The 18,176-nt window shown below is 65.1% G+C and carries 13 protein-coding genes; 10 read left to right on the forward strand and 3 right to left on the reverse strand.

All coding sequences use genetic code 11. From position 1 onward, the window contains the following. Positions 1-90 precede the first annotated feature (90 nt). The 8 genes from RTH46_RS13890 (at position 91) to RTH46_RS13925 (ending at position 13,093) form a co-directional block, all read left to right on the forward strand. Positions 91-1,371: a serine/threonine transporter gene (locus tag RTH46_RS13890; RefSeq protein ID WP_153788804.1), complete on the forward strand. Its 1,281-nt coding sequence runs from the start codon at positions 91-93 to the stop codon at positions 1,369-1,371. A gap of 169 nt (positions 1,372-1,540) precedes the next feature. Next, entirely contained in the window at positions 1,541-2,041 is a 501-nt protein-coding gene (tpx, locus tag RTH46_RS13895; protein WP_153788805.1) for a thiol peroxidase, read from the forward strand. A gap of 288 nt (positions 2,042-2,329) precedes the next feature. Then, on the forward strand, positions 2,330-3,619 hold the full coding sequence (locus tag RTH46_RS13900; RefSeq protein WP_153788806.1) for an MdtA/MuxA family multidrug efflux RND transporter periplasmic adaptor subunit: 1,290 nt from the start codon (positions 2,330-2,332) through the stop codon (positions 3,617-3,619). Further along, positions 3,616-6,714: an MdtB/MuxB family multidrug efflux RND transporter permease subunit gene (locus RTH46_RS13905; RefSeq protein WP_316905925.1), complete on the forward strand. Its 3,099-nt coding sequence runs from the start codon at positions 3,616-3,618 to the stop codon at positions 6,712-6,714. The genes RTH46_RS13900 and RTH46_RS13905 overlap by 4 nt, the downstream gene beginning before the upstream one ends. Further along, on the forward strand, positions 6,711-9,821 hold the full coding sequence (locus RTH46_RS13910; protein WP_316905926.1) for an efflux RND transporter permease subunit: 3,111 nt from the start codon (positions 6,711-6,713) through the stop codon (positions 9,819-9,821). The genes RTH46_RS13905 and RTH46_RS13910 overlap by 4 nt, the downstream gene beginning before the upstream one ends. Continuing rightward, positions 9,818-11,308: an efflux transporter outer membrane subunit gene (locus RTH46_RS13915; RefSeq protein ID WP_153788809.1), complete on the forward strand. Its 1,491-nt coding sequence runs from the start codon at positions 9,818-9,820 to the stop codon at positions 11,306-11,308. Before RTH46_RS13910 ends, RTH46_RS13915 begins: the two co-directional genes overlap by 4 nt. 170 nt (positions 11,309-11,478) lie before the next feature. Next, complete coding sequence (locus tag RTH46_RS13920; protein ID WP_316905927.1) at positions 11,479-12,285, forward strand: substrate-binding periplasmic protein; 807 nt, start codon at positions 11,479-11,481, stop codon at positions 12,283-12,285. 124 nt (positions 12,286-12,409) lie between these two features. Continuing rightward, positions 12,410-13,093, forward strand: a complete 684-nt coding sequence (locus tag RTH46_RS13925; protein ID WP_316905928.1) for an alpha/beta hydrolase — start codon at positions 12,410-12,412, stop codon at positions 13,091-13,093. A 4-nt stretch (positions 13,094-13,097) separates the two neighbouring features. Here RTH46_RS13925 and RTH46_RS13930 read toward each other — a convergent pair whose 3' ends face one another. Next, a complete protein-coding gene (locus RTH46_RS13930) occupies positions 13,098-13,385 on the reverse strand; it encodes a hypothetical protein (protein ID WP_153788812.1) in 288 nt (95 codons plus the stop codon). A gap of 328 nt (positions 13,386-13,713) precedes the next feature. Between RTH46_RS13930 and RTH46_RS13935 the strand changes: the two genes are divergently transcribed. Further along, positions 13,714-15,792, forward strand: a complete 2,079-nt coding sequence (locus RTH46_RS13935) for a putative bifunctional diguanylate cyclase/phosphodiesterase (RefSeq protein ID WP_153788813.1) — start codon at positions 13,714-13,716, stop codon at positions 15,790-15,792. Here the strand turns inward: RTH46_RS13935 and RTH46_RS13940 are convergent. After that, entirely contained in the window at positions 15,789-16,052 is a 264-nt protein-coding gene (locus RTH46_RS13940) for a DUF1652 domain-containing protein (RefSeq protein WP_153788814.1), read from the reverse strand. The two genes, RTH46_RS13935 and RTH46_RS13940, sit on opposite strands and share 4 nt — an antisense overlap. A gap of 299 nt (positions 16,053-16,351) precedes the next feature. Here RTH46_RS13940 and RTH46_RS13945 point away from each other — a divergent pair, with 299 nt between their 5' ends. Beyond that, positions 16,352-17,581, forward strand: a complete 1,230-nt coding sequence (locus tag RTH46_RS13945; protein WP_316905929.1) for a pyridoxal phosphate-dependent aminotransferase — start codon at positions 16,352-16,354, stop codon at positions 17,579-17,581. Here the strand turns inward: RTH46_RS13945 and RTH46_RS13950 are convergent. Next, positions 17,507-18,154, reverse strand: coding sequence for a DUF1345 domain-containing protein (locus RTH46_RS13950; protein ID WP_153788816.1), 648 nt, complete (start codon positions 18,152-18,154; stop codon positions 17,507-17,509). The two genes, RTH46_RS13945 and RTH46_RS13950, sit on opposite strands and share 75 nt — an antisense overlap. Between the last annotated feature and the right edge of the window lie 22 nt (positions 18,155-18,176).

The following is an 18,176-nucleotide window of genomic DNA, read 5'->3' on the forward strand; positions in this document are numbered from 1 at the left end:
TCGCGCCCCTCTTCCCCGGTTGAGTTGGGCGAAACGTCTATTTCGCCATTCTCAGCCTGTTGCAGTCTTGCGAGTGGAGCTTCACCCGGAATGAATGAGCAGGCCCCAAGCGTTGAACAACGCTTTGCAGAATCGACCCCCGCCACCCTCGGCAGCTGGTCGCGTCACGACACCACCTGGATGCTGGGCCTGTTCGGCACAGCCATCGGCGCCGGAACCCTGTTCCTGCCGATCAACGCCGGCCTCGGCGGCTTCTGGCCGCTGCTGATCCTCGCGGCGCTGGCGTTCCCCATGACCTACTTCGCCCACCGCGGCCTGACCCGCTTCGTGCTGTCCGGGCGCAACGGCGGTGACATCACCCAGGTAGTGGAAGAGCACTTCGGCATCAAGGCCGGTGCGTTGATCACCGTGCTGTACTTCTTCGCCATCTTCCCGATCCTGCTGATCTACAGCGTGGCCCTGACCAACACCGTCAGCAGCTTCATGGAGCACCAACTGCACATCGCGCCGCCGCCGCGGGCGATCCTGTCGTTCGTGCTGATCCTCGGCCTGCTGGCCATCGTGCGCTGCGGCGAGCAGGCCACGGTCAAGGTCATGAGCCTGCTGGTCTACCCGTTCATCGTCGCCCTGGCGCTGCTGGCCCTGTACCTGGTGCCGCACTGGACCGGTGGCATCCTCGACACCGCCTCGCAAGTGCCGTCGGGCTCTGCCTTCCTGCACACCGTGTGGCTGGCCATTCCGGTGATGGTGTTCTCGTTCAACCACTCGCCGATCATCTCGGCCTTCGCCGTCGACCAGAAGCGCCGCTACGGTGAACATGCCGACGAGCGCAGCGGCCAGATCCTGCGCCGCGCTCACCTGCTGATGGTGCTCATGGTGCTGTTCTTCGTGTTCAGCTGCGTGCTGACCCTGAGCAGCGCCCAGCTGGCCGAAGCCAAGGCGCAGAACCTGTCGATCCTGTCGTACCTGGCCAACCACTTCGACCAGCCGACCATCGCCTTTGCCGCGCCACTGATCGCGTTCATCGCCATCGCCAAGTCGTTCCTGGGCCACTACATCGGTGCCAGCGAAGGCCTCAAGGGCATGATCGTCAAGACCGGCCTGCGCCCGGGCGCCAAGGCCCTGGACCGCATGGTCGCGGCGCTGATGCTGGTGGTGTGCTGGATCGTCGCCACCCTCAACCCGAGCATCCTCGGCATGATCGAGTCCCTCGGTGGTCCGATCATCGCCGTGCTGCTGTTCCTGATGCCGATGTACGCCATCCGTCGCGTGCCGTCGATGCGCAAGTACAGCGGCGCGCTGTCGAACCTGTTCGTGGTGGTGATCGGCCTGGTGGCCCTGACCTCGGTGGTGTATGGCCTGATCGGCTGAAACGACCACTTGCAATAAGAAATGTCCGGGTTGGTTGTCGCCACCCGGACATTTTTTTGTTCACAGGAATTTTCTGAGAATGGAACAATTTCATGTTTGCTTATAGGCACTTGCGCGGCTTCATGCTTAACTCAGGGTCCTTTTCAAACCCCGTATAAGGATTTCTGCCATGGCTCAAGTGACTCTCAAAGGCAACCCGGTTCAGGTCAAAGGCGAACTGCCCAAAGCCGGCGCCGCCGCTCCAGCCTTCTCCCTGGTCGCAGGCGACCTGTCCGACAAGTCGCTCAAGGACTTCGCCGGCAAGCGCAAGGTGCTGAACATCTTCCCAAGCGTCGATACCCCGACCTGCGCTACCTCGGTGCGCAAGTTCAACGCCCAGGCCAATGACGTGGCCAACACCGTGGTGCTGTGCATCTCCGCCGACCTGCCGTTCGCCCAGGCACGCTTCTGCGGCGCCGAAGGCCTGGAAAACGTGCAGAATCTGTCCACCCTGCGTGGCGTCGAGTTCCTGGAGAACTACGGCGTGGCTATCGCCAGCGGCCCGCTGACCGGCCTGGCCGCACGTGCCGTGGTGGTGGTGGATGAGAACGACAAAGTGCTGCACGCCGAGCTGGTGGGCGAAATCGCCGACGAGCCGAACTACGAGGCGGCGCTGGCTGTTCTGAAGTAAGTGTCATTGGGGCTGCTGCGCAGCCCATCGCCGGCAAGCCGGCTCCCACAGGCGATCACCACCCTGTGGGAGCCGGCTTGCCGGCGAAAGGGCCGCAAAGCGCCCCCAACGGGTTACACCCGGTAAACGGCCTGGACAACGTTCCAGGCCGTTTTCATTTAAAGTGCACCCCCTGGCCAACGTCAGCCGAAGGTAAAGCACGGGTAAAGCTCCTTTGCTAATCCGATGCCAGTGCTTATCGTTCACGCTCTTCCCGCCGTCTTTCTCTGAACAAGGTTCGTTCGTCCCATGCAAGTGTCCAATTCCCGTTCCCCCCGTCGCTGGCTGTTCGGCCTGCTGATCCTGCTGCTGGTGGCCCTGCTGGCCTGGTGGCTGTGGCCCGCAGCGCCCGTCCACAAGGAAGCGACTGGCGGTGGCCGACCGGGCAAAGGCATGGGCATGGGTGGGCGCCCGGGCTTCGGCGCCTCTAGCGACCCGGTGCCGGTGCGTGTGGAGCCTGTGCGAGTCGGTGACTTCCCGCTGTACTACAAGGCTCTGGGTACCGTCACCGCGACCAACACCGTCAACGTGCGCAGCCGGGTGGCTGGCGAGCTGGTCAAGATCCACTTCCAGGAAGGCCAGCAGGTCAAGGCCGGCGACCTGCTCGCCGAGATCGACCCACGCCCGTACCGCATTGCCCTGCAGCAGGCCGAAGGCACCCTGGCGCAGAACCAGGCGCAATTGAAGAACGCCCAGGTCGACCTGGCCCGCTATAAAGGCCTGTACGCCGAAGACAGCATCGCCAAGCAGACCCTCGACACCGCCGAAGCCCAGGTGGCGCAGTTCCAGGGGCTGGTCAAGACCAACCAGGCCGCCGTCAACGACGCCCGCCTGAACCTCGATTTCACCCAGATCCGTGCACCGATCAACGGCCGCCTGGGCCTGCGTCAGCTGGACCTGGGCAACCTGGTCGCCGCCAACGACACCACCGCGCTGGTGGTGATCACCCAGACCGAGCCGATCAACGTCGCCTTCACCCTGCCGGAAACCGAACTGGACACCGTGCTTGCCCGCTACCGCAGCGGTGCCAGCCTGCCAGTCGAAGCCTGGGACCGTGGCGATCGCAAGCTACAGGCCACCGGCGTGCTGGGCAGCCTCGACAACCAGATCGACACCACCACCGGCACCCTGAAGTTCAAGGGCGCGTTCCAGAACAAGGACCACGCACTGTTCCCCAACCAGTTCGTCAACGTGCGCCTGCTGGCCGACACCCTCAAACAGGTGGTACTGGCCCCGGCCGCGGCGATCCAGTTCGGCAACGACGGCACCTTCGCCTATGTGGTCAACCAGGACAGCAAGGTCAATATCCGCAAGCTCAAGGTAGGGGCCAGCGATGGCCAGCACAGCGTGATCCTCGAAGGCCTGGCCGCCGGTGACCGCCTGGTGCTCGAAGGCACCGACCGCCTGCGTGAAGGCACCAAGGTCGATGTGGTCGAAGACAGCTCGCAAGTGCCAACCACCCCCGGCCAGCACCTGCAGGGCCAGGACGCCAAAGGCGCGGCCCAGACCGGTAAATCGAGCTCCAAGGCGGGCGCATGAACCTTTCCCGCCTGTTCATCCTGCGGCCGGTCGCCACCACGCTGAGCATGCTGGCCATCGTCCTGGCCGGCCTGATTGCCTACAAGATGCTGCCAGTGGCGGCCTTGCCCCAGGTCGACTACCCGACCATCCGGGTCATGACCCTGTACCCCGGCGCCAGCCCGCAGGTGATGACCAGTGCCGTCACCGCGCCGCTGGAGCGCCAGTTCGGGCAGATGCCGGGCCTGGAGCAGATGGCCTCGACCAGTTCCGGTGGCGCTTCGGTACTCACGCTGCGCTTCAACCTCGACATGAACATGGACGTTGCCGAGCAACAGGTGCAGGCCGCGATCAACGCCGCCAGCAACCTGCTGCCCAGCGACCTGCCGGCACCGCCGGTGTACAACAAGGTCAACCCGGCCGACACCCCGGTGCTGACCCTGGCGATTTCGTCGAAAACCATGCCGTTGCCCAAGCTCAACGATCTGGTCGACACCCGCGTGGCGCAGAAGATCGCCCAGATCAGCGGCGTGGGCATGGTCAGCATCGCCGGCGGCCAGCGCCAGGCCGTACGGATCAAGGTCAACGTCGATGCCCTGGCCGCCAACGGCCTGAACCTGGATGACGTGCGCACCCTGATCGGCGCGTCCAACGTCAACCAGCCCAAGGGCAACTTCGACGGCCCCACCCGGGTGTCGATGCTCGACGCCAACGACCAGCTGCGCTCGCCCGAGGAGTACGCCAACCTCATCCTCAAGTACACCAACGGTGCGCCGCTGCGCCTGAAGGACGTCGCCGAGATCGTCGATGGCGCCGAAAACGAACGCCTGGCGGCCTGGGCCAACCAGAACGAGGCGGTGCTGCTGAATATCCAGCGCCAGCCCGGTGCCAACGTCATCGAAGTGGTCGACCGGATCAAGGAACTGCTGCCGTCGATCACCGACAACCTGCCGGCGGGCCTGGACGTGATGGTGCTCACCGATCGCACCCAGACCATCCGCGCCGCCGTGCGCGACGTGCAGCACGAGCTCTTGTTTGCCATCGCCCTGGTGGTGATGGTCACTTTCCTGTTCCTGCGCCGGGTCAGCGCCACGATCATTCCCTCCATCGCCGTGCCGCTGTCGCTGATCGGCACCTTCGGGGTGATGTACCTGGCCGGCTTTTCGGTCAACAACCTCACGCTGATGGCCCTGACCATTGCCACCGGTTTCGTGGTGGACGACGCCATCGTCATGCTGGAGAACATCTCCCGGCATATCGAAGAGGGCGAGACACCCTTCCAGGCGGCGCTCAAGGGCGCCAAGCAGATCGGCTTCACCCTGATCTCGCTGACGTTTTCCTTGATCGCGGTATTGATCCCGTTGCTGTTCATGGCCGATGTGGTCGGGCGGTTGTTCCGCGAGTTCGCCATCACCCTGGCGGTGGCGATCCTGATTTCCCTGGTGGTATCGCTGACCCTGACGCCGATGATGTGCGCACGCCTGCTCAAGCGCGAGCCCAAGGAAGAAGAGCAGGGCCGCTTCTACCGTGCCAGCGGCGCCTGGATCGACTGGCTGATCAAGCACTACGCAAGCGCCTTGACCTGGGTACTCAAGCATCAGCCACTGACGCTGCTGGTGGCGGTGGCCACCCTGGCGCTGACCGTGGTGCTGTACCTGGCGGTGCCCAAAGGCTTCTTCCCGGCCCAGGACACCGGCGTGATCCAGGGTATCTCCGAAGCCCCGCAATCCACCTCGTTCGCCGCCATGAGCGAGCGCCAGCAGGCGCTGGCCGGCGTGATTCTCCAGGACCCGGCGGTGCAGAGCCTGTCCTCGTATATCGGCGTGGACGGCGACAACGCCACCCTCAACAGTGGCCGTCTGCTGATCAACCTCAAGCCCCACGGCGAGCGCGACGTGACCGCCAGCCAGGTGATCAACCGCCTGCAGCCACAGCTCGACCGGTTGGTAGGAATCCGCCTGTTCATGCAGCCGGTGCAGGACTTGAGCATCGAGGACCGGGTCAGCCGCACCCAGTACCAGTTCAGCCTCAGTTCACCCGACGCCGAGCTGCTCGCGCAGTGGAGCGGCAAGCTGGTCCAGGCCCTGCAGCAGCGCCCCGAATTGCAGGACGTGGCCAGCGACCTGCAGGACAAGGGCCTTCAGGTGTATCTGGTGATCGACCGCGACATGGCCAGCCGCCTGGGCATCAGCGTGTCGCAGATCACCAACGCGCTGTATGACGCCTTCGGCCAGCGGCAGATCTCGACCATCTACACCCAGGCCAGCCAGTACCGTGTGGTGCTGCAGTCGCAGACCGCTGCCAGCCTCGGCCCACAGGCCCTGGAGTCGATCCACGTCAAGGCCACCGACGGCGGCCAGGTGCGCCTGTCGGCGTTGGCGCGCATCGAACAGCGCCAGGCCCAGCTGGCCATCTCGCACATCGGCCAGTTCCCGGCAGTGATGATGTCGTTCAACCTCGGCCATGGCGCGTCCCTGGGCGAGGCGGTGCAGGTGATCGAACAGGTGCAACAGGAGATCGGCATGCCGATTGGCGTGCAGACCCGCTTCCAGGGTGCCGCCGAGGCGTTCCAGGCGTCGTTGTCGAGCACCTTGCTGCTGATCCTGGCTGCGGTGGTGACCATGTACATCGTGCTGGGCGTGCTCTACGAGAGCTATATCCACCCGGTGACCATCCTCTCGACGCTGCCCTCGGCGGCGGTTGGCGCCTTGCTGGCATTGCTGCTCAGCGGCAATGACCTGGGGATGATCGCGATCATCGGCATCATCCTGCTGATCGGCATCGTCAAGAAGAACGCGATCATGATGATCGACTTTGCCCTGGAGGCGGAGCGCCACCAGGGCATGAGCCCGCGTGATGCGATCTACCAGGCCGCGTTGCTGCGTTTCCGACCGATCCTGATGACCACCCTGGCGGCGCTGTTCGGTGCCGTGCCATTGATGCTCGCCACCGGTTCCGGTGCCGAACTGCGCCAGCCGCTGGGCCTGGTGATGGTCGGCGGGCTGTTGGTGAGCCAGGTGCTGACCCTGTTCACCACCCCGGTCATCTACCTGTACTTCGACCGCCTGGCCCGTCGTTGGCGCCCAGCGACTGACGCACAGCAGGCCGACGCATGAACCTGTCCGGTCCTTTCATCCGCCGGCCGGTGGCGACCATGCTGCTGAGCCTGGCGATCATGCTGCTGGGCGGGGTGAGCTTTGGCCTGCTGCCGGTGTCGCCGCTGCCGCAGATGGACTTCCCGGTGATCGTGGTGCAGGCCAGCCTGCCCGGTGCAAGCCCCGAGGTCATGGCCTCCACCGTGGCCACGCCGCTGGAGCGCAAGCTCGGCGCGATTGCCGGTGTCACCACCCTGACCAGCAGCTCCAACCAGGGCTCGACCCGGGTGATCATCGGCTTCGACCTGGGCCGTGACATCGACGGCGCCGCGCGTGAAGTGCAGGCGGCGATCAACGCCACCCGCAACCTGTTGCCCAGCGGCATGCGCAGCATGCCCACGTACAAGAAGATCAACCCTTCGCAAGCGCCGATCATGGTGCTTTCGCTGACCTCTTCGGTGCTGTCCAAGGGGCAGTTGTACGACCTGGCCGACACCATCCTGTCCCAGAGCCTGTCCCAGGTCAGTGGGGTAGGGGAGGTGCAGATCGGCGGCAGTTCGCTGCCCGCCGTGCGCATCGAGCTGGAGCCACAGCTGCTCAACCAGTACGGTCTGGCCCTGGACGATGTGCGCACCGCCGTGGCCAACGCCAACCAGCGCCGGCCCATGGGTTTTGTCGAGGACAAGGAGCGCAACTGGCAGGTGCGCGCCAACGATCAGCTGGAGAAAGCCGAAGACTACAAGCCGATCGTGATCCGCCAGCAGAACGGCGCGATCCTGCGCCTGTCCGACGTGGCCAAGGTCACCGATGGCGTGGAGAACCGCTACAACAGCGGCTTCTTCAACGACGAGAGCGCAGTGCTGCTGGTGGTCAACCGCCAGTCCGGCGCCAACATCATCCAGACCGTCGAGCAGATCAAGGCCGAGCTGCCGGCCCTGCAGTCGCTGCTGCCAGCCAGCGTCAAGCTGGACGTGGCCATGGACCGCTCGCCGGTGATCAAGGCCACCCTCAAGGAGGCCGAACACACCCTGCTGATCGCCGTGGCGCTGGTGATCCTGGTGGTGTACCTGTTCCTCGGCAACTTCCGCGCCTCGCTGATTCCAAGCCTGGCCGTGCCGGTGTCGCTGGTGGGCACCTTTGCGGTGATGTACCTGTGCGGCTTCTCGCTGAACAACCTGTCGCTGATGGCGCTGATCCTGGCCACCGGCCTGGTGGTGGACGATGCCATCGTGGTGCTGGAGAACATCTCCCGGCATATCGAGAACGGCGAGAACCCCATGCGCGCTGCCTACAAGGGCGCGCAGGAGGTCGGCTTCACCCTGCTGTCGATGAACGTTTCGCTGGTGGCGGTGTTCGTTTCGATCCTGTTCATGGGCGGCATCGTGCGCGGCCTGTTCAAGGAGTTCTCGATCACCCTGGCGGCGGCGATCATCGTCTCGTTGGTGGTGTCGCTCACGCTTACGCCGATGCTCTGTTCACGCTGGTTGAAGGTGCATGGCCCGCAGCAGCAGACCCGCCTGCAGCGCTTGAGCGACCACATCCACCAGCGCATGGTCGCCGGTTACGATCGCAGCCTGGGCTGGGCGCTGCGCCACAAGCGCCTGACGCTGTTCAGCCTGCTGGCCACCATCGGCCTCAACATTGCCTTGTATGTGGTGGTGCCCAAGACGCTGATGCCGCAGCAGGACACCGGCCAGTTGCAGGGCTTCGTGCGGGGCGACGACGGCCTGTCGTTCAGCGTGATGCAGCCGAAGATGGAGATCTACCGTCGGGCGCTGCTCAAGGACCCGGCCGTGGAGAGCGTCGCCGGTTTCATCGGTGGCAATAGCGGCACCAACAACGCCTTCATGCTGGTGCGGCTCAAGCCCATCTCCCAGCGCAAGGAGAACGCGCAAAAGGTCATCGAACGCCTGCGCAAGGAAATGCCCAAGGTGCCCGGCGGCCGCTTGTTCCTGATGGCCGACCAGGACTTGCAACTGGGCGGCGGTGGCCGCGACCAGAGTACTTCGCAGTACCTCTACACCCTGCAGAGCGGCGACCTGGCCGCGCTGCGCGAGTGGTTCCCGAAGGTGGCCGCCGAGCTGCGCAAGCTGCCCGAACTGACCGCCATCGATGCCCGCGACGGCGCCGGCACCCAGCAAGTGACCCTGGTGGTTGACCGTGACCAGGCCAAGCGCCTGGGCATCGACATGAGCATGGTCACCTCGGTGCTCAACAACGCCTACAGCCAGCGGCAGATCTCGACCATCTACGACAGCCTCAACCAGTACCAGGTGGTGCTGGAGATCAACCCCAAATACGCCTGGGACCCGAGCACCCTGGAGCAGGTGCAGGTGATCACCGTCGACGGTGCCCGTGTGCCGCTGTCCAGCTTCGCCCGATACGAGAACAGTCTGGCCAACGACCGCGTGAGCCACGAAGGGCAGTTCGCCTCCGAAGACATCTCGTTCGATGTGGCCGAAGGCTACAGCACCGACCAGGCCCTGGCCGCGCTGGAGCGTGCGGTGGCCAGGCTGGGCTTGCCGGAATCGGTGATCGCCAAGCTGGGCGGTACTGGCGATGCCTTCACCAAGACCACCGAAGGCCAGCCGCTGATGATCCTCGGCGCCCTGGTGCTGGTGTACCTGGTGCTGGGTATCCTCTACGAGAGCTACATCCACCCGCTGACGATTCTGTCCACGCTGCCTTCGGCCGGCGTCGGCGGGTTGCTCGCGCTGTACCTGACCGGCGGCGAGTTCAGCCTGATTTCGCTGCTGGGGCTGTTCCTGCTGATCGGCGTGGTCAAGAAGAACGCCATCCTGATGATCGACCTGGCCCTGCAACTGGAGCGCAACGACGGCCTGTCGCCCGAAGAGTCGATCCGCCGTGCCTGCCTGCTGCGCCTGCGGCCGATCCTGATGACCACCCTGGCTGCCATCCTCGGCGCGCTGCCGCTGTTGCTCAGCCAGGCCGAAGGCGCCGAAATGCGCCAGCCACTGGGCCTGACCATCATCGGCGGCCTGGTCTTCAGCCAGATGCTCACCCTGTACACGACGCCTGTGGTCTACCTCTACCTCGACCGCCTGCGCCACCGTTTCAACCGTTGGCGCGGCGTGCGCACCGACGCTGCCCTGGATACCCCGCTATGAACTTTGCCCATACCCGCCTGCACCGTGCCCTCATGCGCCTGACCCACGGGCGCGGCTCGCGCCTGGTTGGCGCCGGGCTGTGCGTGGCGATGCTCAGCGCTTGTACCCTGAGCCCCGACTATCACCGCCCAGAATTGAGCACCCCGGCGCAGTTCAAGCAGGCCGAAGGCTGGACCCAGGCCAAACCGTCCGACGCCATCGCCCGCGGCGCCTGGTGGGAGATCTACGGCGACGTGCAGCTCAATTCGCTGGTCGAGGAACTCAACCGCAGCAACCAGACCGTTGCGCAATCCGCGGCCCAGTACCGCCAGGCCCAGGCCCTGGTGCGCAGCAGCCGGGCTTCGCTGTTCCCCTCGCTGGACCTGTCCGTTGGCAAGACCCGGTCGGCCCAGGGCACCGGCAGCTCCAGCTCGAGCCTGTCGAACAACAGCAGCGGTATCCGCGACACCTACAACGCCCAGCTTGGTGTCAGCTGGGAGATCGACCTGTGGGGCAAGTTGCGCGAAACCCTGAATGCCAACGAGGCCAGCGCCCAGGCCAGCCTCGCCGACCTGGCCGCGATCCGCCTCAGCCAGCAGTCGGAGCTGGTGCAGAACTACCTGCAGTTGCGGGTGATCGATGCGCAGAAGCGCCTGCTCGAAGCAACCGTCGCTGCTTACGAGCGTTCATTGAAGATGAACGAAAACCAGTACCGTGCCGGCGTGGCCGGGCCGGACGCCGTGGCCCAGGCGCGCACCCAGCTCAAGAGCACCCAGGCCGACCTGATCGACCTGGCCTGGCAGCGGGCGCAGTACGAGAACGCCATCGCGGTGTTGATGGGCAAGGCGCCGGCCGACTTTGCCCTGGCTGCGACCGAGGCGATTCCGGCATTGCCCGATATTCCGCTGTCGCTGCCGTCGCAGTTGCTGGAGCGTCGCCCGGACATCGCCTCGGCCGAGCGCAAGGTCATGGCGGCCAACTCGAACATCGGCGTGTCCCGCGCGGCCTATTTCCCCGACCTGTCGCTTAGCATGAACGGCGGCTATTCCAGCAGCAGCTTCAACAACTGGATCGAGTTGCCCAACCGCTACTGGTCCGTGGGGCCGCAGTTGGCGTTGACGCTGTTCGATGCCGGCAAACGCAGCGCCGAAGTGGACCGCACCGTGGCCGTGTATGACCAGACCGTGGCCCAGTACCGGCAGACCGTGCTGGATGGGTTCAAGGAAGTGGAGAATTACCTGGTGCAGCTCAAGGTGTACGGCGACGAGGCCGTGGTGCGCCAGGAAGCGCTGGATGCGGCACGCGAGTCGCTGCGCCTGACCGAGAACCAGTACAAGGCTGGGTTGATCGGCTACCTGGATGTGGTGAGCGTGCAGACCACGGCGCTGAGCAATGAGCGTAGCGTGCTGACGCTGCTGCAAGGGCGGTTGTTGGCGAGTGTGCAGTTGATTGCGGCGTTGGGTGGTGGTTGGGATGAGCAGCAGGCGCTGGCGGACCAGGGAGACTGAGCTCATAGTCGCCCATCCAAATGAGTGCGTGGCGATCTGCCATTTCTGGTGCACACTGTATCGGGCCAGTTTTGACTTACTGCCACTGCAGTTTGGGCGCGTTGACCAGGCCGGCGCAGGGAGCGCCCTAGGGCCATTTCTGTCAGACACGCAGGAGCGAGAGGGTCGCAATGAGCGCACAACGTCGGTACCGGTCGGTGCTATGGCTCGTCTTGGCCTTGCTGCCGACCCTCACCCTTGCCGATGAGCCGTGTCGGCAACTGACCGCCACCGGCAACCCGGAATACCCACCTTACCTCTGGCGCGACCCACACAACCCCCAGCAACTGATCGGTGCCAATGCCGACCTGCTCAAGCACGTGGCCAGTGAGCTCGGGCTGGCGGTTGAGATCCTCTACACCGGCCCCTGGTCGCGGGCCCAGGAAGAGCTGAACACCGGGCGCATCGACCTGATGGCCGGCTACTTCCATACCCAGGCCCGGGAGCAGTGGGTGGATTACGTCAGCCCGCCGTTCCTGTTCAACTCCAGTGTGGTCTGGGTACGCAAGGGCGAGGGCTTTGCCTATGGCGACTGGTCCGACCTGAAGGGCCGGCGCGGCGGGACCTTGGTCAACAACAGCCATGGCCAGGCCTTCGACGACTATGCCCGCGCGCAACTCAGCCTTGAAGCGGTGCCCAGCGCCACCCAGGCCTTCGAGAAGCTGCTGCGCAAACGCAATGACTACGTGATTTTCGAACACTATCCGGGCCTGGCCCTGGCCCGCACGCTGGGCAAGGAGCAGCAGCTGGAGATACTGGAGCCGCCGGTCTCCAGCGAAGGGCTGTACCTGGCGCTGTCGCACAAGTCTCCCTGCAATACGCCCGAACTGCGTGAGCAACTGGCGCTCAAGCTCAAAGCGCTGGTCGCAGGGCCGCTGCCCGAGCAACTGATGACCGAGAACCTGGAACGCTGGAAGCGCCAGCAAACCGGGGAGTGAAGCAGCTTTTTGGTCATGAACAGGGCTGGCGCCTGCCACCTTTCATCTAAAGCGTGGCTGGCGGTCGCCTATGCTGTTTCAGCGATATCCAAGTCCCTCGATCATCCAGCGAAGAGGCAAGCCCATGAGCACCAGGCCTACAGTCGTTCTCGTCCACGGTTTCTGGGGCGGCTCCGCCCATTGGGGCAGGGTGATCGTCGAACTGTCACGCAGAGGAATCACTGAGTTGCGGGCAGTGGAGCTGCCGTTGACTTCCCTGGCCGATGACGCCGAGCGCACGCGCAAGATGGTCGCGCAGGTACAGGGGCCGGTGCTGCTGGTGGGGCATTCCTACGGCGGCGCGGTGATTACCGAGGCGGGTAATGCAGCGAACGTGATGGGGCTGGTGTATATCGCCGCTTTCGCCCCCGATGCCGGGGAGAGCCCCGGGGGCCTGACGCAGCAGCACCTGCCGGTGGCGGCGCCGAACCTTGAGCCGGACAGCGATGGCTACCTGTGGATCAAGGCCGACAAGTTCCATGAGAGCTTCTGCCAGGACCTGTCGGCTGATGATGCGCTGGTGATGGCGGTGACGCAGAAGGCGCCGCTGGCCAGCACTTTTGGCGACAACATCAGCAACCCGGCGTGGCGGCACAAGCCATCCTGGTACCAGATCTCCAGCCAGGACCATATGATCGCACCGGCCAACCAGCAGATGATGTCGGCGCGGATGAAGCCCCGCAGGGTCATCACCCTGGACGCCAGCCATGCCTCGCTGGCGTCCCACGCAAGGGAGGTTGCGGCACTGATCGAGGAAGCACTCGGTTAGCCGTTCAGCTCTTGCACTTGGCCAGCACCACCTGGCAGGTCTTCGGCGTACCGCCCGAGCGGCCGGCATAGCGCATGCAGCTGTCCAGCGACTTGCGGCTGGCCGTGGCCAGGGTCGGGCCGAACGCCAGGCCGCCTTCGCCGCTGCTGGGCATGGCCTTGGCGTAACAGTTGGCGCCTTGGGTGGCGTAACGGGTACTGGCATGTTTGCTCGAGCAGCCGGCTGTGAGCGCCAGGCTCAGGGCGAGCAGGGGGAGGGCGAGCAAGGGTATGTGCCCGGACCGGGTGGCCATCGAGAGCTCCTGAAACAGTGGTAGAAAGTTGTGTCAGCTTGTACAGATTAGCTGGAGTGGCCTGGCTTGGCGCGCGTTCGAGGGTGCCCGACCAACGCTGCCACGTGCAAGTCTGGCAATGGCCGATGATTTTGGCAGTGGTGCGACAGACGACAAGTGGCAATCTGCCGGTATCTGCTCGTTAAAAGGCTCTAGCACAGCTATCACGTCGCTTTCTGGCAGCTATTGGATCCATTCTGGCTGGCGAAAACCCCGTGCGTTTCGTCAAAGCTTGAGTACAATCATCGGCTTTTCCGGGCTCTCCTTGGCCCTGCTCCTGGAAGTGCACATGCTGATCGGTAGTTACTCCTCCTCGCTGGTGTTGATCTCGCTGTGCGTGGCCATTCTTGCCTCCTATACGGCCCTCGATCTGACCGGGCGCATCGCCACGGCCAAAGGGCGTGCGGTGCATCTGTGGATGGGGGGCGGGGCACTGGCCATGGGTATCGGCATCTGGTCGATGCACTTCATCGGCATGCTCGCCTTCAGCCTGCCGATCAGCCTGGGTTACGACACCGCGCTGACGGCGCTGTCCCTGCTGATCGCGGTGCTGTCGTCGGGCTTTGCCCTGTGGCTGGTGAGCCAGCCGAAGTTGCCGTGGCTGCAGTTGGGCTTCGGTGCGCTGATCATGGGCACCGGCATCGCCTGCATGCACTACATGGGCATGGCCGCCTTGCGCATGCAACCTGGGATCGACTATGACCCGACGCTGTTCGGCGCCTCCCTGGCCATAGCGGTAGGTGCATCGGCCGCGGCACTGTGGATCGCCTTCCGCCTGCGCCAGCACACCCCGTATGTACGCCAGGTGCGTGGCGTGGCGGCGGTGGTGATGGGTATCGCCATCGTCGGCATGCACTACACCGGCATGGCGGCGGCGAACTTCCCCGAGGGCAGCTTCTGCGGTGCGCTGGCCGATGGCCTGGCGGGCGATGGCCTCGATTACCTGGTGCTGATCACCACCCTGGCGGTGTTGGCGGTGGCACTGCTCACCTCGGTGCTGGACGCGCGTCTGGAAGCGCGCACGGCGGAGTTGGCGCGCTCGCTGACGCTGGCCAACCAGGAACTGACCCAACTGGCCCTGCATGACACCCTCACCGGGCTGCCCAACCGCACACTGCTGGCCGACCGCATCGAGCAGGCCATGGGCCGGGTGGCGGAGCAGGGCGGCTGCTTCGCTCTGATGTTCATCGACCTGGACGGCTTCAAACCGGTCAACGATGCCTTTGGCCACCATATCGGCGACCTGCTGCTCAAGGCGGTGGCGGCGCGCTTGCGCGGCCACCTGCACAGCCAGGACACCCTGGCGCGCATCGGCGGTGACGAGTTCGTGCTGTTGGTCGAGCTTGGCGAGCCGGACGATGCCATGAACGTCGCGGCCAAGCAGGTCAACCTGATGGCCAAGCCGTTCCGGGTGGCCGAGCATGACCTGATGCTGTCGGCCAGCCTGGGCATCGTGCTCTACCCGGGCAACGGCCTGGACCAGCATGAGCTGCTGCGCAACGCCGACGCTGCGATGTATCACGCCAAGAGTGCCGGCAAGAACGGCTACAGCTTCTTCGACGCGTCGATGAACAGCAACGCACGCCAGCAGCTGCAATTGCTGCAGGACCTGCGCACGGCGCTGGAGCAGGGCCAGTTCCGTCTGCATTACCAGCCCAAGTTCGACGCCGTCGCGCGCCAACCCATCGGCGCCGAGGCCCTGCTGCGCTGGGAGCATCCGCAACATGGCCTGATGCTGCCGGACCGCTTCATCGGCCTTGCCGAGAAGACCGGGTTGATCATCCCCATCGGCGAGTGGGTACTGGGCGAGGCCTGCCGGCAGATGCGCCAATGGCTGGGCGAGGGGCGAGAGGACTGGCGTATTGCGGTCAACCTGTCGGCGATCCAGTTCTGCCATGCCGGGCTGGTCGACAGCGTCGCCAGGGCCCTCGCCGATAACGGCCTGCCGGCCAACCGGCTGACCCTGGAAATCACCGAAACCACCGCAATGCGTGATGCCGATGCCAGCCTGATGGTGCTGCAGCGGCTATCAGACATGGGCGTGGACCTGTCCATCGATGATTTCGGAACTGGCTATTCAAGCCTGATGTACCTCAAGCGCCTGCCGGCCAACGAACTGAAGATCGACCGAGGTTTCGTCCGCGACCTGGAGCAGGACAGCGATGACGCGGCGATCGTCTCGGCCATCGTTGCGCTGGGCCAGGCACTGGGGCTGCGGATTGTCGCCGAGGGAGTGGAAACGGACCGTCAGCAGGACTTCCTGACCCGCCTGGGCTGTGACTCGCTGCAGGGTTACCTGCTGGGCCAGCCGGTGCCGGCCGAGCAGTTCATGAACGGGCTGGGCGCACGGCGTGAGACGGTAGGCTAGACCGCGCTGCGTAACGGGTTGAAGCGCAGGTCGAATGTCTCCATTTCGGCCTCAACCGCTTCGATGATGCGCTCGACATCGGTGGCGGCCATGATCGCCGTGCACGGGATGCCGGCGATAGCCAGCAGGGTTTCACCGCTGGCACGGTCGAAAAGACGGGCGACCATGCTGCGCGGCGCATCCATGCTGGCTTCGAAACCCAGTGGATGGAAATGCCAACGCATCACCTGGCAGGCGTTGGGGAACGTCATCTTGTTCATGCCAGCCTCCTTGTTCGTTGCTGAACGGGGTGATGTCGACTTTAGAAATCAGACGGGCCTTACCTGGCCGTCGGAATCTAACCATAGCAGCCGCCACGGCAACGTTCCGCGCAAAACATGACAAATGTGTTAATGCATGACGGCCGTCACAATGGCCATTTGGCGACCGGCTGGCGGCCGCCTGCCTGGGCAAACGTTTTCCCGCAGGGGTAGGGGCTGGCGTCGGTACTTGCTCTGCTATGTTTACCGACAGCGCGTTTCGGACCAGCGGCGCTGCCGGGCAGACAGGGAGTACAGTCATGCGTTACGCCACGCTCACTCAACGTATCGCCGGCGACGCTGCTGCCGCCTGGGACATCCACTACCAGGCCCAGGCCCTGCGCAAGCAAGGCCGTGAGGTATTCCTGTTGTCGGTGGGCGACCCGGATTTCGATACCCCCGCGGCGGTGGTTGAAGCCGCCGTGAGCAGCCTGCGCCGGGGCGACACCCATTACAGCGATGTGCGCGGCAGCCTGGCCCTGCGCGAGGCGATCGTGCGCCAGCGCCGGCTGGCGCTGCACCCCGACCAGGTGGTGGTCACTGCTGGCGCCCAGTGCGCCTTGTACGCCACCTTCCAGTGCCTGTTCGAAGCCGGTGACCAGGTGATAGTCGCCGAGCCCATGTATGTGACTTATCACGGCGTGCTCGGTGCGTGCGGGGCGCAGGCGGTGCAGGTGGCCGTGCGGCCGGAGCAGGGTTTTCGCCTCGACCCCGACGCGGTGGCCCGCGCCATCTCCCCGCGCACCCGCGGGCTGCTGCTCAACAGCCCGCACAACCCCACCGGCGCGGTGATCCCGCCGGCAGACCTGCGTCGCTTGGCGCAATTGTGTCGCAAGCATGACCTGTGGCTGGTGTGCGACGAGGTCTACCGGGGCCTGTTATATGAAGGCGAGGCGCCCAGCCCACTGGGCCTGCCGGGCATGGCCGAGCGCTGCGTGGTGATCGACAGCCTGTCCAAGACCCATGCGATGAGTGGCTGGCGGATTGGCTGGGTGATCGGGCCGCCGGCGCTGGCCGAGCACCTGACCAACCTGGCGATGGCGATGCTGTTCGGCCTGCCGGAGTTCGTGATGCAGGCCGCCTGCGTGGCGCTGCAGCAGCAACTGCCCGAAGTGGCGAGCATGCGCGAGGCTTACCGCCAGCGGCGCGATCGGGTGTGTGCGGTGTTCGAAGGTTGCCCAGGCGTGCAGGCCCACCGGCCGGCCGGAGGCATGTTCGTGATGCTCGACATTCGCAACACCGGGCTCAGCGCCCAGGCCTTCGCCCAGCGCCTGCTCGACGAAGAAGGCGTGGCGCTGCTGCCGGGGGATGCCTTCGGGCCGAGCGCTGCCGGGCATGTACGTCTGGGCCTGGTGCTGGAAGCCGAGGTGCTGGAGCAGGTCTGCCGACGGATCGCCGCCTGTGCGCGGCGTCTGCTAGCCGAGCAGGCCAGCGGCGATGTTGATGGTGAAACCGAGGATCGCCGTGTTGAACACGAAGCCTACCAGTGAGTGGGCCAGCACCACCCGGCGCATGGCGCGCCCGCCGACGCCCACGTCCGAGGTCTGCACGGCGACGCTGATGGTGAACGAGAAATAGTGGAAGTCCCAGTAGTCCGGGTTGCGCTCGCCATCGGCGAAGCGCAGGGGTGGTTCGTGGCTGTTGCCGGTGTAGAACAGCCGGGCGTAATGCAGGCTGAAGATGCAGCCGATCATCAGCCACGAGCCGGCGACGGTGAGGCCGGTGTACAGGTAGTGCAGGGCCAGGGCGTTGCCCGCAAGGCCGCGGCTTGAAACCAGTTGCAGGGTCACCGCGGCGAGGCTGGCGATGGCGGCGACGCTCACGGCGACCAGTACCAGGCCGGCGTTTTCGTCCTCGACGCGGGCCACCTTGCGCACCCTGTCGGGCGTTGCCCGCAGGCTGAGCCAGAGGACCATCAGCAGGTACAGCCAGACCCCGAGGTTCCAGCCGGCGAGGATGTGCTGCACGGTGTCGTCGGCCGGGATCAGCCAGGCGCCGGCAAGGCCGGCCAAGGTGGCGAGGGTGAGACGGGGGTGGGTGCGGGTCAGGTGGTGGAAGGCCATGCGGTCTCGTTGTTGAAGAGGA

The organism is Pseudomonas sp. zfem004, from assembly GCF_032621715.1.
Lineage (GTDB): Bacteria > Pseudomonadota > Gammaproteobacteria > Pseudomonadales > Pseudomonadaceae > Aquipseudomonas > Aquipseudomonas sichuanensis.

What these genes read in the sequence shown, in the direction of transcription:
- tpx (WP_153788805.1), top strand. Translation starts at nt 1,541, where the DNA reads ATGGCTCAAGTGACTCTCAAAGGCAACCCGGTTCAGGTCAAAGGCGAA.
- RTH46_RS13930 (WP_153788812.1), bottom strand. Translation starts at nt 13,385, where the DNA reads ATGGCCACCCGGTCCGGGCACATACCCTTGCTCGCCCTCCCCCTGCTC.
- RTH46_RS13915 (WP_153788809.1), top strand. Translation starts at nt 9,818, where the DNA reads ATGAACTTTGCCCATACCCGCCTGCACCGTGCCCTCATGCGCCTGACC.
- RTH46_RS13925 (WP_316905928.1), top strand. Translation starts at nt 12,410, where the DNA reads ATGAGCACCAGGCCTACAGTCGTTCTCGTCCACGGTTTCTGGGGCGGC.
- RTH46_RS13890 (WP_153788804.1), top strand. Translation starts at nt 91, where the DNA reads ATGAATGAGCAGGCCCCAAGCGTTGAACAACGCTTTGCAGAATCGACC.
- RTH46_RS13905 (WP_316905925.1), top strand. Translation starts at nt 3,616, where the DNA reads ATGAACCTTTCCCGCCTGTTCATCCTGCGGCCGGTCGCCACCACGCTG.
- RTH46_RS13900 (WP_153788806.1), top strand. Translation starts at nt 2,330, where the DNA reads ATGCAAGTGTCCAATTCCCGTTCCCCCCGTCGCTGGCTGTTCGGCCTG.
- RTH46_RS13950 (WP_153788816.1), bottom strand. Translation starts at nt 18,154, where the DNA reads ATGGCCTTCCACCACCTGACCCGCACCCACCCCCGTCTCACCCTCGCC.
- RTH46_RS13910 (WP_316905926.1), top strand. Translation starts at nt 6,711, where the DNA reads ATGAACCTGTCCGGTCCTTTCATCCGCCGGCCGGTGGCGACCATGCTG.
- RTH46_RS13945 (WP_316905929.1), top strand. Translation starts at nt 16,352, where the DNA reads ATGCGTTACGCCACGCTCACTCAACGTATCGCCGGCGACGCTGCTGCC.
- RTH46_RS13935 (WP_153788813.1), top strand. Translation starts at nt 13,714, where the DNA reads ATGCTGATCGGTAGTTACTCCTCCTCGCTGGTGTTGATCTCGCTGTGC.
- RTH46_RS13920 (WP_316905927.1), top strand. Translation starts at nt 11,479, where the DNA reads ATGAGCGCACAACGTCGGTACCGGTCGGTGCTATGGCTCGTCTTGGCC.
- RTH46_RS13940 (WP_153788814.1), bottom strand. Translation starts at nt 16,052, where the DNA reads ATGAACAAGATGACGTTCCCCAACGCCTGCCAGGTGATGCGTTGGCAT.